Source organism: Streptomyces sp. NPDC028289, assembly GCF_055565975.1.
The window spans coordinates 1,376,401-1,391,550 of the sequence record NZ_JBVHTI010000001.1 but is presented as its reverse complement, the minus strand read 5'-3'; the positions used below and the strand labels follow the sequence as shown (position 1 = coordinate 1,391,550).

The window sequence follows — 15,150 nt, the reverse complement described above, 5'->3', positions numbered from 1 at the left end:
ACTTCAGGGGCGCGGGGAACTGCGCGATCGGCCCCCACCGGCCCGCGGGGAATCACCGGCCGGTCCGGTACCGCCGGATTCCGCCGTCGTGGCTGGTCGCCGTTGCGGCGGGACTGGGCGGGGCGGTCGGATCGGGGGGAGCGGTGATGGTGGGTGGAGTGGCGCCCGGTTGTGAGCGCCGGGGCGGGTGGCCGACTTCAGGGGCGCGGGGAACTGCGCGATCGGCCCCCACCGGCCCGCGGGGAATCACCGGCCGGTCCGGTACCGCCGGATTCCGCCGTCGTGGCTGATCGCCGTTGCGGGGGGATTGGGGTGCGGCGGGATCCGGTGGAGCGGCGGTGGGTTGTGAGCGCCGGGGTGGGCGGCCGACCTCAGGGGCGCTGGGGGAGGAACTGCGCGACCGGCCACGACGGTGCGCAACCCTTTTCGGCGGCGCGAGCACCCGCAGGGAAGCGCCCCGGTGTCAACCCGGTGTACCGCACTCGAAGTACACGGCAACCCGCCCCTACTCCTCGGGGATGGCCCGCTGTTCAGCCCACCGTCGGCATCGGATGTCGGTGCGGGCCCGTACCGTTGAAGCATGGATCTTCGACCCCCCGGCCTACGAGCACTGCTCGGGCGGCCGCGACGGCTGCTGGCCGCCGCGGCCGTCGTCGTCGTGCTCGTCGGCGCCGGTACGTGGACGGCCGTCGCCTCCGACGACCCGTCCCCGGTGCACCGGACCGACCAGGTCATGGCAGTGGACGGGGTGCGTGTCGACACCTCGTTCTTCACCACGTCCGGCACCGGCCGACGCCCCGCGGTCCTCCTCGCCCACGGCTTCGGCGGCAGCAAGAACGACATGCGCGCCGAGGCCGAGGACCTCGCCCGCGACGGCTACGCGGTCCTCACCTGGTCCGCCCGCGGCTTCGGCAGGTCCACCGGGAAGATCGGCCTCAACGACCCGAAGGGCGAGGTCGCCGACGTCTCCAGGCTCATCGACTGGCTGGCGAAGCAGCCGCAGGTGCAGCTGGACAAGACCGGCGACCCGCGCGTCGGCATGGCGGGCGGGTCGTACGGCGGCGCGATCTCCCTGCTCACCGCTGCCTACGACCCACGGGTCGACGCCATCGCCCCCTCCATCACGTACTGGAACCTCGCGGACGCCCTGTTCCCGAACGGCGTCTTCAAGAAGCTCTGGGCCGGGATCTTCTTCAACACCGGCGGCGGCTGCGCCAACTTCCAGCCGGAGCTGTGCGCGATGTACGACCGGGTCGCCGAGTCGGGCAAGCCGGACGCGGCCGCGGTCAAGCTCCTGGAAGAGCGGTCGCCTTCGGCCGTCGGCAGCCGCATCAAGGTGCCGACGCTGCTCTTCCAGGGGCAGACCGACTCCCTCTTCACGCTCTCCCAGTCCGACGCCGCGGCGAAGGCCATCAAGGCCAACGGCGCCCCCGTCGACGTCGACTGGATCGCCGGCGGCCACGACGGCGGCGACCTGGAGACCAGCCGTGTCGAGGGCCGGGTCACGTCGTGGTTCGACCGGTACCTGAAGGGCGACAAGGCAACAGACACCGGGCCCGCCTTCCGGATCACCCGCACCGGCGGCGTCGACTCCACCGACGGCGCCGCCCAGCTGCGCGGCGCCACCGCCGGCAGCTACCCCGGCCTGGAAGGCGACCGGAAGAACATCACCCTGAAGGGCGGCACCCAGCGCGTCGCCAACCCGGCCGGCGCCAGCCCGCCCGGCGTCTCCGCGCTGCCCGGCCTCGGCGGCTCCGGCGGCCTCGCCCAGCTCTCCTCCCTCGGCGTCGGCATCTCCCTCGACTTCCCGGGCCAGTACGCCCGCTTCGACTCGGCCCCGATGACCGACACCGTGCAGATCACCGGCACCCCCACGGCCACCGTCCACCTCACCTCCACCAGCGACGACGCCGTGCTCTTCGGCAAGGTGTACGACGTCGGCCCGGACGGCACCCAGCAGGTGCTGCCCTCCCAGCTGGTCGCCCCGGTCCGCGTCGAGGGCGCCAAGGCCGCCAAGGACGTCACCATCACCCTCCCGGCCATCGACCACGAGGTGCAGAAGGGCCACCGGCTGCGCCTGGTCCTCGCCTCCACCGACCTCGGCTACGCCTCCCCGACCGCCCCGGCCACCTACACCGTCTCCCTCAAGAGCCCCCTGAGCGTGCCGACGGCACCCCGGGTGGACACGGCCGCCGCACCGCTGCCCGCCTGGGTGTGGTGGCTGCCGCTGGCCGGCGCGGTGGCCGCCCTGGCCCTGCTGCTCACCGGCCGCCGCCGCACCGCCGGCCCGGCCCCCGCCCCGGCGCTCGCCGAAGTCCCGCTTCAGATAACGGACCTGAGCAAGCGCTACGCGGGTTCGACCGACCGGTACGCGGTCCGGGAGCTGTCCTTCCGCGTGGAGAAGGGCCAGGTGCTGGGCCTCCTCGGCCCGAACGGCGCGGGCAAGACCACCACGCTGCGCATGCTGATGGGGCTGATCAAGCCGGACGGCGGCGAGGTCCGGGTCTTCGGTCACGCCATCCGCCCCGGCGCCCCCGTCCTCTCCCGGGTCGGCGCCTTCGTGGAGGGCGCCGGCTTCCTGCCGCACCTGTCCGGCCGGGAGAACCTGGAGCTGTACTGGCAGGCCACCGGGCGCCCGCCGGAGGATTCCCACATCGAGGAGGCCCTGGAGATCGCCGGCCTCGGCGACGCACTGGCCCGCGCGGTCCGTACGTACTCGCAGGGCATGCGCCAGCGCCTGGCCATCGCCCAGGCCATGCTCGGCCTGCCGGACCTGCTCATCCTCGACGAACCCACCAACGGCCTCGACCCGCCGCAGATCCGCGAGATGCGCGAGGTGATGATCCGCTACGCGGCCGCCGGCCGCACGGTGATCGTCTCCAGCCATCTCCTCGCCGAGGTCGAACAGTCCTGCACCCACCTCGTGGTGATGGACCGCGGCCGGCTCGTCCAGGCCGGACCGGTCGCCGACATCGTCGGCTCCGGCGACACCATCCTCGTCGGCACCGGCACCCCCGTGGAGGAGCCGGTCGTGGAGAAGGTGGCCGCGCTGCCCGGCGTGGCCTCCGTGACCGGTACGGACGACGGCCTGCTCGTCCGCATGGAGCCCGGCGGCAGCGCCCCGCGCCTGGTCGCCGAACTCGTCCGGCTCGACGTACCGGTGGCGTCGGTCGGCCCGCACCGCCGTCTGGAAGACGCCTTCCTGACCCTGATCGGAGGTTCCGCGTGAGCACGCTCACCGAGAAGGCCGCGGTCGCCTCCGGCTACCGGGCGGGCCGCACCCTGCCGCTCCGCGTCGAGCTGGTCCGCCAGCTCAAGCGGCGCCGCACCCTGGTGATGGGCGCGATCCTGGCCGTCCTGCCCTTCGTGCTGCTGATCGCGTTCGCCATCGGCGGCCGGCCGGGCAGGGAGAACGGCCAGGTCACCCTGCTGGACACGGCCACCGCGTCCGGCGCCAACTTCGCCGCGGTCAACCTGTTCGTGTCCGCGGGCTTCCTGCTGGTCATCCCGGTCGCCCTGTTCTGCGGGGACACGGTCGCCTCGGAGGCCGGCTGGTCCTCCCTGCGCTACCTGCTCGCGGCACCCGTGCCGAGGGCCCGCCTGCTGTCGTCCAAGCTGGTCGTCGCGCTCGGCCTCAGCCTCGCCGCGATGATCCTGCTGCCGCTGGTCGCCCTGGCCGTCGGCACGGCCGCCTACGGCTGGGGGCCCCTCCAGATCCCGACCGGCGGCTCACTCGACACCACCACCGCCGCCCAGCGCCTCGCGATCGTCGTCGCGTACATCTTCCTGTCCCAACTGGTCACCGCGGGCCTCGCGTTCTGGCTCTCCACGAAGACCGACGCCCCCCTCGGCGCGGTCGGCGGCGCGGTCGGCCTGACCATCGTCGGCAACGTCCTGGACGCGGTCACCGCCCTCGGCCACTGGCGTGACTTCCTGCCCGCGCACTGGCAGTTCGCCTGGGCGGACGCCGTACAACCCCACCTGGAGTGGTCCGGCATGATCCAGGGCACGGCGGTCTCGATAACGTACGCCCTGGTGCTGTTCGCCCTGGCCTTCCGGGGTTTCGCCCGCAAGGACATCGTCTCCTAGGTCACCGGACGATCTCCCTCCGGCCTCGAAACCGCTGGTCCGTGGCCTCTTCGAGATTCATCCGCAACGCATTGGGGCGCACGTTCCGGCCCCCTGCGCCGTCACAGTCGACGACAAGCCAGGAAGTCGACTCCGACCGGCACAGGGGGCACAGCGATGAACCGACACCGGACCCGACGACAGACGTGCGCGGCACTGCTCGCCATCACCACCGCGGGCGCGCTGCTGCTGACCGCCTGCGGCGCGGACGAGAACCACGCGAACGGCCCGAAGTACCCGATCTCCACCGGGGCCCCGGCCCCGGCCCCCACCTCGGCCCAGGGCGACGAGACCGCCCCGCCCTCCGACCACCTCTCCACCTTCGCCCTCGACGTCGACACCGCCTCCTACGGCTACGCCCGCCGCACCCTCGCCGACGGCGGCCGCCCCGACCCCTCGACCATCCGGCCCGAGGAATTCGTCAACAGCTTCCGCCAGGACTACCGCACACCCGAGCACAACGGCTTCACGGTCACCGTCGACGGCGCCCGCACCGGCAAGCCGAACTGGTCCCTGGTCCGCGTGGGCCTCGCCACCCGCCCCGCCGCCGACGATCCCGGCGCCCGCCCCCCGGCCGCCCTCACCTTCGTCGTCGACGTCTCCGGCTCCATGGGCGAACCGGGCCGCCTCGACCTCGCCAAGAAGTCCCTGGACACGATGACCGACCGGCTGCGCGACGACGACTCGGTCGCGCTCGTCACCTTCAGCGAACACGCCGAGACGGTCCTCCCGATGACCCGCCTCGGCGGCCACCGCGCCGAGATCCACGACGCGGTCGACGGCCTCGAGGCACTCTCCTCCACCAACCTCGGCGAGGGCGTCGAGACCGGCTACGCCACCGCCGTCGAGGGCCTGCGCAAGAACGCCACCAACCGTGTCGTCCTGATCTCCGACGCCCTCGCCAACGACGGCGAGACCGACCCGAACGCCATCCTCGAGCGCATCGACGGCGACCGCCGCGCGTACGGCATCACCCTGTTCGGCGTCGGCGTGGGCAGCGACTACGGCGACGCGCTCATGGAACGCCTGGCCGACAAGGGCGACGGCCACACGGTGTACGTCTCCGACACCGCGACCGCCGCCGACGTCTTCTGCCGTCAACTCCCGCAGAACATCGACCTGGTGGCCCGCGACGCCAAGGCCCAGGTGGCCTTCGACCCGCACACCGTCGCCGAGTTCCACCTGATCGGCTACCAGGACCGCAAGGTCGCCGACCAGGACTTCCGCAACGACAAGGTGGACGGCGGCGAGATCGGCCCCGGCCACACGGTCACCGCCCTCTACGCGGTCCGCACCAACCCCGGCACCGACGGCCACCTCGCGACAGCCACGGTCCGCTGGCTGGACCCCAACACCCGCTCACCGCACGAGAACACGGGCTCCATGGAGACCAACGCCCTCCACGACGACGTCTGGTCGGCCTCCCCACGCTTCCAGGTGACGGCAGTGGCGGCCTACTTCGCGGACGCGCTGGCGGACGGGGAGTACGACATGCCGGGAGCACCGAGCCTCACGAAGCTCCGGTCCCGGGCAGCCGCTCTGGCCGAGGTGACCGAAGACAAGGAAGTCGCCGAGTTGTCCACGGCGATCGGCGAGGCAACGCCCCTTTAGGGGCGCTGGGGGTCCCCCGGCCGAAGGCTGGGGGAGGAACTGCGCGGCCAGCCACAACGCACCCGCACCCGGCGCACCACCGCATCCCCTACGCCGAAGCCCATTGACCTCCCCTTACTTCCGAGTAAGTTGACGCCCCATGAGCGTACGCAGCGACCTCAAACGAGCACGTCGACGAACCGACCTGGCCAACCGCGGCAAGGTCGAAGTCATCAAGGACGAGGCCGGGGTCGTGCGGGAGGCGCGCCGCCCGCCCCTCGCCGCCCCGCTCACGACGGGCTCCCTCGCCGACCTCCCCCACACCAACGCGGCGGAGGCCCCCCACGCCACGGCGATCCGCCGCAGCGACGGCCCGGTCACCGTAGAGGCCTTCGCCGCCCAGGTGACCTCCGCCGCAAAGGGCCTGATCGCCGCCGGCCTCGCCGCAGGCGACCGCGTCGCCGTGATGTCCCGCACCCGCTACGAGTGGACGGTCCTCGACTTCGCCGTCTGGGCGGCCGGCGGTGTGACCGTCCCGGTCTACCCCACCTCCTCCGCCGACCAGGTGGAGTGGATCGTCCGGGACTCCGGCGCCCGCCACGTCGTCACCGAGACCGCGCAGAACACCGCCACCGTCACCACCGGCACGGCCTCCCACCCCCGCCCCCCGCGCGTCTGGGAACTCGACGGCGGCGCGCTCGCCGACCTCACCCTCCTCGGCCGGGAGATCCCGGACGAGGAGGTGACCAAGCGCCGTGGCGGCCTCACCCCCGACACGGTCGCCACCGTCTGCTACACCTCCGGCACCACCGGCCGCCCCAAGGGCTGTGTCCTCACCCACGCCAACCTGCACGCCGAGGCCGCCAACACGGTCGAGCTGCTGCACCCCGTCTTCCAGGCGGTCACCGGCCGGACCGCGTCGACCCTGCTGTTCCTCCCGCTCGCCCACATCCTGGGCCGTACGCTCCAGATCGCCTGCCTGCTGGGCCGGATCGAGATGGGCCACTTCCCGAGCGTGAAACCGGACGAACTCCGGCCCGCGCTGCGGGAGTTCCGGCCGACGTTCCTGGTCGGGGTGCCGTACCTCTTCGAGAAGATCCACGACACCGGGCGGGCGACCGCCGAGAAGATCGGCCGGGCCGCCTCCTTCGACCGGGCGGAGCGGATCGGCGTGCGGTTCGCCGAGGCGTATCTCGACAAGTTCCTCGGCACGGGAAAAGGCCCCGGACCCGGCCTGTACGCCGCCTGGGCGCTGTACGACCTGCTGGTCTACCGCCGCATCCGCAGGGAACTCGGCGGCCGGATGCGGTACGCCATCAGCGGCGGCTCACCGCTCGACCGCGACCTGAACCTGTTCTTCCACGCGGCCGGCATCGTCGTCTACGAGGGCTACGGTCTGACCGAGACCAGCGCGGCCGCCACGATCGTGCCGCCGCTCGCGCCGCGCCCCGGCACGGTGGGGCAGCCGATCCCGGGTACGGCCGTCCGGATCGCCGAGGACGGCGAGGTGCTGATCAAGGGCCCGGTGGTGTTCGGCTCGTACTGGAACAACCCGGCCGCCACCGCCGAAGTGCTGCCGGACGACGGCTGGTTCGAGACCGGCGACCTCGGCGCGCTCGACGAGGACGGCTATCTCACCATCACCGGCCGCAAGAAGGACATCCTGGTCACCTCCGGCGGCAAGAACGTCTCCCCGGCCGTCCTGGAGGACCGGCTGCGCAGCCGGTCACCCGTCGGCCAGTGCCTGGTGGTCGGCGACAGCCGGCCGTTCGTCGCCGCGCTGATCACGCTGGACCCCGAGGCGGTCGCCCACTGGCTGTCCGTACGGAAACTGCCGCCGGACACCCCGCTCGCCGAGCTGGTGCGCGACGACCGGATGCGGGCCGAGGTGCAGCAGGCGGTCGACCACGCCAACCTGGCCGTCTCCCGCGCCGAGTCGATCCGCGCCTTCGCCCTGGTGGAGGGCGAGTTCAACGAGGAGAACGGCCTGCTCACGCCGTCCCTGAAAGTCAAGCGGCACGCGGTGACGGCCCGGTACGCGGCCGAGATCGAGGCGCTGTACCGGAAGTGAGCACAAGTCGGCGGGCCACCGGAGGAACCGGTGGCCCGCCGCCCGCGGGGCGTGTCGGCTACTTGTTGCCGACGCCGTTCGCGGACAGGACCGCGATGTCGTCCACGATGTGCGACAGCGGCTCGTCGCCCTTGGCCTGGGTGGAGTTCTCCACGCACTGCTGGTTCTGCGGCGCGGACAGGATCGGCACGTCCTGGGCGACGCCGAGGGCGAGCGCACCGATCAGACCCTGCAGGTTCGCCTTGACCGGAAGGCCGACGCACGGCTTGTTGAGCGAGCCCTGGACCAGCGAGAGCTGCGGGCTCTGGTCGCCGAACGTGGCCGAGTTGCCGAACTCCGACTTGGCGCCGTTGCCGCTGGCCGAGGTGGTGCCGTTGTCGTTGCCGGTGGCCAGGGCCTGGGGAGCGGCCGTGGCAGCGAAACCGGCGACGGTGACGGCGACAGCCGCGGTTGCCCACAGCTTCTTCATGTTCGTTCCCTTTCGAAAGGCGGACTCCGGGGAGGAGCTGCGTGATCGTCAACCTACCCGGATTCGCCAAAGTTGCGTGGTATGCCCCGATTGGCGTAGCGCAGTCGGATCAACCGACCGGCGCCCTCGCGCAGGGGCCCGGAGGGCTTCCGGACTACTTGTTGCCGGTGCCGTTCGCGGACAGCGCGGAGATGTCGTCCAGGATGTGCGACAGCGGCTCGTCGCCCTTGGCCTGGGTGGAGTTCTCGACGCACTGCTGGTTCTGCGGCGCGGACAGGATCGGCACGTCCTGCAGGACGCCGACGGCGCCCAGACCGGCCAGGCCCTGGAGGTTCAGCTTCGCCGGGAGGCCGATGCAGGGCTTGTTGAAGGAGCCCTGGATGAGCGCCAGCTGGGGGCTCATGTTGCCGTACGTGGCGGAGTTGCCGAACGCCTGCTGGGCACCGTTGCCGCTGGCGGAGGTGGTGCCGTGGTCGTTGCCGGTGGCCAGGGCCGGCGAGGCGGCGGCAGCGGAGGCGCCGACGACGGAGGCTGCGACTGCGGCGGCGGCCAGAACCTTCTTGATCACTTGTCAGTTCCCTTCTGAGGACACCCCGTCCACCGGAGCGCACTGGTCAACTGCACGCGCTCCGTTTGGTTGCTCCGCTTCACTCCAATGGCCCACGGTCCGGCAATCCCCGGTTTGTGCGCCGGCCCGGGTTTTCGGGGAATTCCGGGCGACCGTCGGTCCGAACGGGTGACGTGCCGTCCGGTGCCGCAACCATTCCGGATGCGGGCGGTTGATGCCGGGCAGGAACGTCCGTCTTGGCCTGGAGCCAGGGCAGGAAAGGAATAGCGAAATGCTGAAGAAGGCAATGGCCGCGGCGGCGGTCGCCGTGTCCGTCGTAGGCGTGTCGGCGGCGGCAGCCCCCCAGGCGCTTGCCACCGGCAACGACCACGGCACCACCTCCGCCAGCGGCAACGACGCCAAGGAGGCGTTCGGCAACTCGGTGACCAAGGGCAAGATGAGCCCGCAGGCCACCCTGGTCCAGGGCTCGCTCAACAAGCTCTGTGTCGGCCTCCCGGCGAAGGCGAACGCCCAGGGGATCTTCGGCCTCATCGCCGCCGTCGGGGTGGCCCAGGACATCCCGGTCCTGTCCGCGCCGCAGAACCAGCAGTGTGCCGAGAACTCCACCCAGGCCAAGGGCGACGAGCCGCTGTCGCACGTCGTGGACGACATCGCGGTCCTCGCGGCCAACGGCGTCGCCAACCAGTGACCCTGGTCCGGTAGAAGCCCGCCCGGGCAGCGCGTGTTCATGCGCTCCCGGGCGGGCTTTCGTCGTGGCCGCGTAATTCCCGCCGTCGGAAGACGCGTCAAAGAAGCGTTTCCTCTCTTTATGTCAATTCTGCGAGGGCGTTCGAGTGAATTAACCGACAGTGGGCGTTCCGTAGTTTCTTCGGCTGTCTATTCCTCGTTCTACAGCCTGCCGGTCATGGTGCGAGCCGTTCATGCTGTGCTCGCTCGGTTTCGGCCGACATACGGGCATGACCGCAGAGAAGGGAAAGTTCATGAAGAAGACCGCCGCTGTGATCGCCGGCACCATCCTGGCGCTGGGCGCTGCCGTCCCCGCCTTCGCCGACGCCGGTGCGCAGGGCACTGCCTCCACCTCCCCGGGCGTCATCTCCGGCGACGTGATCGAGGTTCCGGTCCACGTCCCGGTCAACGCCTGCGGCGACACCGTCGACGTCATCGGCCTGCTGAACCCGGCGCTCGGCAACCCCTGCGTCAACGACTGACGGCGTCACACAGCGCACCAGCCTCCCGGCTGCGTCATGGCCGGCCTCGGACCGCCGATTCTTCGCATCCGCGGTCCGAGGCCGGCTTTCCACTTCGACGAGCAGGAAGACAACGAGATTGCGACAGACCCTCAGCAGGGGAATGCTCGCGGCCGCCGCCGCGACGAGCATCCTGTCCCTGTACGGCAGTCCCGCGCTCGCCGGCACGGACCCGACCGGGACCGTGGCCGGTTCGGCGGGTGCCGTGCCGGGCGGGGCCGTCCGGACCCCGGCGAGCGCTCCGGCCGACCACTGCGCCGACTCGGCCGACACCGCCACCGCTTCGCACCCGGCGGTCGGCAACTCCTGCGGCGGTGACCGGGGTTCGGACGAGCACACCCGCGACCGCGCACGCGAGGGCTCGGGACACGGCTCCGAGGGGAACTCCGGCGGCGAGACCGGCACCGCTCCGCCGCCCGACAACCGCGAGACGCCTCCGGCCTACGGCGACGACGTGCCGCCGGTCTACGGTGAGGAGACTCCGCCCGCGTACGGCGACGAGACTCCGCCCGCATACGGTGAGGAGACTCCGCCCGCGTACGGCGAAGACACCCCGCCCGCGTACGGCGAAGACACCCCGCCCGCGCCGACGTCTCCGCCTCCGACCACGAAACCGCCGACGTCCCCGCCTACCACCACACGGCCCCCGACATCGCCGCCGCCGGCCACGCAGCCGCCGACGTCCCCGCCGCCGGGCCGGACGCCTCCGCACGGTGGGCAGCACCACGGGACGCCGCCCAGCCTGCCGCACACCGGAAGTGCGGCCATGCTCGCGACCTCGGCCGCCGGCGCCGCGCTCCTCGCGGGTGGGGCGGTCCTGTTCCGCCGGGGACGAGCGGCCTCCCGTCGGCCGTAGCAGAAGCCGGAAGCAGGGTGCCGGAAGCAGGGTGCCGGACGCCCGAAAGGCCCGGCACCCGCCCGTCAGCTCCGTACCGTGTCCGGCGCGGACTCCCGCCGCCCGGCCGGCACGCCCCAGCCGGCCGGCCCCGAGCGCAGCCGCCGCCGTACCCCGCGCACCAGCGTCGGAGCGGTGAAGCCGGCGCCGTGCACGAAGCGCATCGCCGGACCGAAGCCCGCCGCCGTGACCAGACCGGCCAGGAACAGCCCGGGATACGACGACTCGAAGTCCCGGCCCACCTCGGGCGCCCCGTCGGCCCCGGTCACCAGGGTCGTCCGCAGGTCGTCGGCGAGCAGCCCGAGCCGCCCCCGGGTCGCCCTGAACCCGGTGGCCGCGATGACGTGTTCGGTCACCAGGGTGCCCACCCCGCCACCGCGCACCGTGGTGTCCAGGCGCACCCCGCCCGCCGTCGCGCGCGCCGCCGTGACCTCGCGGCCGAGCAGCACCTCCACCCCGGACTCCACCCGTTCCCGCACCCACCAGGCGCCGGCCGGACCGAGGGCGTTCGCCGCGATCCGGGTCCGGGTCGGCTCGGCGAGCCGCCGGTACAGTCCGGGCCGCTCGGAGTAGAACCAGTTGCGCCAGCCGGGACCGAGCCCGCTGTGCGGGGCGCGGACCGACTGCCACCACGGCCGCTGCCAGGGCGGCGGCACCTCGTTCCAGAACAGCTGGTCCGCGCGCACCAGCACCCTTGCCCGGCTGCCCAGTTCGGCGAGGAGCGCGGCCGTCTCCAGGGCCGCCTGGCCGCCGCCGATCACCGTGACGTCCCGGCCCCGGAAGCGGCCCAGGTCGGCGTGGTGGCTGCTGTGCGTGACCAGGTCGGGGGAGAGGCCGCGCACGGCCGCGGGGATCTCGACGAACGGCAGTACGCCGACGGCGAGGGCGACCGTCCGGCCGCGCAGCACCTCGCCGTCCGCCGTCGTCGCCTCGAAGCCGCCGGTGCGCGGCGCGATGCGCGTGACCATGCGTTCGTCGACGGGCGGCGCGGCGTTGCGGGCGAACCACAGGCCGTACTCGGCGAACATCTCCAGCGGGATCGGCTGCCCGTGCCGGGCCGCCACTCCGCGGCCCGCGCAGTAGACGTCCAGCCGCCAACGCGCCTCGGGGTCCGACAGGTTGGAGGCCCAGGGCTCCGACTTCAGGAACATCCCGCGGGGCATGTGGTCGCGCCAGGACGCCATCGGACGGCCGAAGACCCGCACGTTCAGGCCCGCCGCGGAGGCGTGGGACGCGATGGACAGGCCGTACGGGCCCGCGCCCACCACCAGCAGGTCGTACATCAGCAACTGCTCGCTTTCTCGTCGTCGGACCGGTCGGGCTGACCGGAGAGGCTGGAGGCGCCGGGCGAGGCGGGGACACCGGCCACACCGGTGGGTTCCTCGTCCCGGGCGGCGGGCACGAGGGGTTCCACGGGCTGGGCGGCGGGCACGAGGGGCTCCCCGCCCTGGCGGACCACGGGGGTGTGCGGGCGCGGTGCCGGGACCGCGGTCCCGTCGTACAGCCGGTCCAGAAGCCGGCCCGCCACATGCCGGCCCCACAGCCCCCACATCGCGAGGCCCGGCCCCCGGTCGTCCGGCGCGGACCAGGCCAGCTCCCGCCCGCGCGGGGCCGGACGCAGCGCGCTCAGCGGCGCGTAGTTCTCCACCACGAACGCCCGCCCGGCCAGCGGCACCCCGTCCGGCAGCGGACGGTGGGTCAGGTCCAGGTGCAGGGCGCGTACGACGTCCAGGCCCGCGCTGTCGGTGAAGAGCCGGAACTGGGCGCCCGGACGGGGGTTGAAGTCGAGGAGGTGGTAGCGGCCGGTGCTGCCGCAGCGCCGGAAGTCCAGGTCGAAGATGCCCCGGAAGCCCAGCTCGCCGGTGAGCCGCTCGGCCATCGCCTGGACCTGCGGGTTGGGCGTCCACAGGCCGACCGCGGTCAGCCCGGCGGCGCGCGGCCAGGCCTGCTGCTTGCGGCCGGGGCCGCCCGCGCGCACCTGCCCGGTGCGGTCGGCGTAGCCGTGGAAGAACCAGTCGCGGTCCGGGCCCGGCGCCAGGAACTCCTGGAGCAGCAGCCTGCTGCCCGCCTCCTCGCCGCGCAGGTACAGCTCCACCGCCTCCTGCTCCGAGCGCACCACGACCGTGCTGCGCAGCCCGGACCCGGCCGGCAGCAGCCAGGGCCGGCTCCACTTGGCGATCACCGGCAGGCCGAGCCGCCGGACCGCGGCGGCGGTCTCCTCGGCGCTGTCCGGGACCAGGGTCGGCGGGTGCGGGATCCCGGCCGCCGCGCACACCTCGGCCAGCTCGGCCTTGTCGGCGACGCGTTCGGGCAGGGTGCCGGGCTGCTGCGGGAGCAGGTAGGAGGGTGCGAGCTCCGCGCGGAGCCGGCCGGCCGCGATGGCGCTCGCGTCGTCCATCGGGATCAGCACCGCGGGGCGGGCGATCCGCGCCGCCACCCGGCGCAGCACGGCCGCGATCTCGGCGGGCGACGCGCCCGGCGCCGGCGGCGGATGCAGCTGCCGGACGAAGCGGGATCTGCGGACCGGGCTTCCTGCGGAGTCGGCGACCACGTGGACCTCCACCCCGGCTCTGCCCAGCGAGCGCACGGCCCCCAGGGTGCCGTGGTGAAAGGGGTTCCGGTCGATCCGCAGCAGAACCGCGGGAACCCGGATGTCTAGCAGCGACACGGACCTTTTCCTTTGATTCGGTTCACCCGTGCGGGCCTTCGGGGCACCCGAAAGCCGCAACCGCACTGGCGGAATTCATATTGATATGACTGAGTGTCAGTAACTGGCACTTCCTCAGGGGTGCTGCGAATGGACGAGTAACTGGTGGAGAAAGGAGCGGGCATGGCCCCACAGCATCGGGAGCGGAAGCGGTTCTGGTGGTATCGGCCGGCCGTGGCCGCCGCGGCCGTCGTCGTCGCCTCGGCGGCCCTGGCGGCCGGCCCGGGATTCGCCGAGAGCGCGGGGGCGGCACGGACCACCGGCCCACCGGCTCCGTCACCGACGACGGCCGTCCCGACGCCCACGACGTCCGTCCCGGCATCGGCGGCACCCCTGCCCACCCCGACCCCGGCCGCCGACGCACCGGCCGTCGGCGCGTCGGCCAAGGCGACGCCCCCGGCCTTCGGGGCGTTCCTCGACTCCGGCCCGCTCGGCGTCGCCCGCATGGCCCAGCTGAGCAGCTGGCTCGGCGGCACCGAGCTCAAGGTCGCGCACACGTATCTGCCCGGCAACCGCTGGGCCGACATCGAGGGAGCCCCCGGTTTCCTGGACGTCTGGGCGCACTGGCGACGGGAGAAGGCCGACCGGACGCTCGTCCTCAACGTGCCCATGCAGGAGCGCAACGAGGAGGGCATCGGGGACGACGAGGTCCGCTCGCTGCTGCGCCAGGGCGCGGCCGGAGAGTTCGATCACCACTTCCGGGCCCTGGCCGAGCGGCTGGTGGCACTGCGGGTCCCGGACACGGTCATCGTGCTCGGCTGGGAGATGAACGGCATTACCTACACCCATCGTTGCGGGCCCGACCCGGAGGCCTGGAAGACGTACTGGAAAAGGATCGTCACCACCATGCGTGCGGTGCCGGGCCAGAAATTCCGGTTCGACTTCACGTCGAGCCGGGGCCGTGACGCCGTTCCGTGGACGCAGTGCTATCCGGGGGACGACACGGTCGACGTCATCGGCATGGATTCGTACGACCAGCCGACCGGACTTTCCTTCGACCAACAGGTGCGGGAGCCCTACGGACTTCAGCAGCACGTCGATTTCGCCAAAGCCCACGGAAAACCCGTCTCCTATCCGGAATGGGGTCTCTTCCGCAACGGCGACGACGCCGAGTACATGCGGCGGATGCTCGCCTGGATGGACGAGCACAAGCCGCTGTACAACACGCTGACCGACTACTGCCCGCACGGTATCTGGCAGTGCTCGGTCAACCCGCGCTCCGCACACGTCTACCGCGAGGCCCTCTTCGGCCGTACCGACACCACGACGCCGGCCACGACCCCGACACCCAGCCCGACACCGTCCACGACCCCGTCGCCGGACATCTCGTCCCCGGCCGAGACCCCGGCCGCCACGCCCAGCGACGCGCCCGCGTCCGGCTGCACGTCGATGGACCTGGGCTCCTGGATCGAGTCCTGGCTCGGCGGAAAGCTCTGCTTCAGCCTCGACTGACGGACGGGTACGCCCGGCATCCC

12 protein-coding genes are annotated in these 15,150 nt (G+C 72.5%); 8 read left to right on the top strand and 4 right to left on the bottom strand.

The features are described from left to right. The first annotated feature begins 580 nt into the window (after nt 1-580). The 4 genes from ACZ4UV_RS06105 (at nt 581) to ACZ4UV_RS06090 (ending at nt 7,789) form a co-directional block, all read left to right on the top strand. On the top strand, nt 581-3,229 hold the full coding sequence (locus ACZ4UV_RS06105) for a CocE/NonD family hydrolase (protein WP_467835982.1): 2,649 nt from the start codon (nt 581-583) through the stop codon (nt 3,227-3,229). Next, the gene (locus ACZ4UV_RS06100) at nt 3,226-4,089 is read left to right on the top strand and encodes an ABC transporter permease (protein WP_467835980.1); all 864 of its coding nucleotides are present in this window, start codon (nt 3,226-3,228) and stop codon (nt 4,087-4,089) included. Before ACZ4UV_RS06105 ends, ACZ4UV_RS06100 begins: the two co-directional genes overlap by 4 nt. A 156-nt stretch (nt 4,090-4,245) precedes the next feature. Next, on the top strand, nt 4,246-5,739 hold the full coding sequence (locus ACZ4UV_RS06095; protein ID WP_451016989.1) for a vWA domain-containing protein: 1,494 nt from the start codon (nt 4,246-4,248) through the stop codon (nt 5,737-5,739). 139 nt (nt 5,740-5,878) lie between these two features. Then, complete coding sequence (locus ACZ4UV_RS06090) at nt 5,879-7,789, top strand: AMP-dependent synthetase/ligase (RefSeq protein ID WP_467835978.1); 1,911 nt, start codon at nt 5,879-5,881, stop codon at nt 7,787-7,789. Nucleotides 7,790-7,847: 58 nt separating this feature from the next. On the opposite strand, the gene ACZ4UV_RS06085 is transcribed toward ACZ4UV_RS06090, so the two are convergent. Together ACZ4UV_RS06085 and ACZ4UV_RS06080 are read right to left on the bottom strand one after the other, a co-directional pair. After that, nucleotides 7,848-8,258 carry a rodlin gene (locus tag ACZ4UV_RS06085; protein ID WP_451016991.1) on the bottom strand — a complete coding sequence of 137 codons (411 nt, stop codon included), beginning with the start codon at nt 8,256-8,258 and terminating at the stop codon, nt 7,848-7,850. 154 nt (nt 8,259-8,412) lie between these two features. After that, nucleotides 8,413-8,826 carry a rodlin gene (locus tag ACZ4UV_RS06080; protein ID WP_294002033.1) on the bottom strand — a complete coding sequence of 138 codons (414 nt, stop codon included), beginning with the start codon at nt 8,824-8,826 and terminating at the stop codon, nt 8,413-8,415. A 271-nt stretch (nt 8,827-9,097) separates the two neighbouring features. Here ACZ4UV_RS06080 and ACZ4UV_RS06075 point away from each other — a divergent pair, with 271 nt between their 5' ends. From ACZ4UV_RS06075 to ACZ4UV_RS06065, 3 genes are all read left to right on the top strand, one after another. Continuing rightward, the gene (locus ACZ4UV_RS06075) at nt 9,098-9,514 is read left to right on the top strand and encodes a rodlin (protein ID WP_451016992.1); all 417 of its coding nucleotides are present in this window, start codon (nt 9,098-9,100) and stop codon (nt 9,512-9,514) included. Between the two features lie 268 nt (nt 9,515-9,782). After that, complete coding sequence (locus ACZ4UV_RS06070) at nt 9,783-10,034, top strand: chaplin (protein ID WP_390039838.1); 252 nt, start codon at nt 9,783-9,785, stop codon at nt 10,032-10,034. Nucleotides 10,035-10,152: 118 nt separating this feature from the next. Beyond that, a complete protein-coding gene (locus ACZ4UV_RS06065) occupies nt 10,153-10,929 on the top strand; it encodes an LPXTG cell wall anchor domain-containing protein (protein ID WP_467835976.1) in 777 nt (258 codons plus the stop codon). A gap of 65 nt (nt 10,930-10,994) precedes the next feature. Here the strand turns inward: ACZ4UV_RS06065 and ACZ4UV_RS06060 are convergent, their stop codons facing one another. Next, on the bottom strand, nt 10,995-12,251 hold the full coding sequence (locus ACZ4UV_RS06060; RefSeq protein ID WP_451016994.1) for an FAD-dependent oxidoreductase: 1,257 nt from the start codon (nt 12,249-12,251) through the stop codon (nt 10,995-10,997). Continuing rightward, complete coding sequence (locus ACZ4UV_RS06055; RefSeq protein WP_467835974.1) at nt 12,251-13,636, bottom strand: carboxylate--amine ligase; 1,386 nt, start codon at nt 13,634-13,636, stop codon at nt 12,251-12,253. The genes ACZ4UV_RS06060 and ACZ4UV_RS06055 overlap by 1 nt, the downstream gene beginning before the upstream one ends. Nucleotides 13,637-13,798: 162 nt before the next feature. Between ACZ4UV_RS06055 and ACZ4UV_RS06050 the strand changes: the two genes are divergently transcribed. After that, on the top strand, nt 13,799-15,127 hold the full coding sequence (locus ACZ4UV_RS06050; RefSeq protein ID WP_467835972.1) for a glycoside hydrolase family 26 protein: 1,329 nt from the start codon (nt 13,799-13,801) through the stop codon (nt 15,125-15,127). Nucleotides 15,128-15,150: the final 23 nt, after the last annotated feature.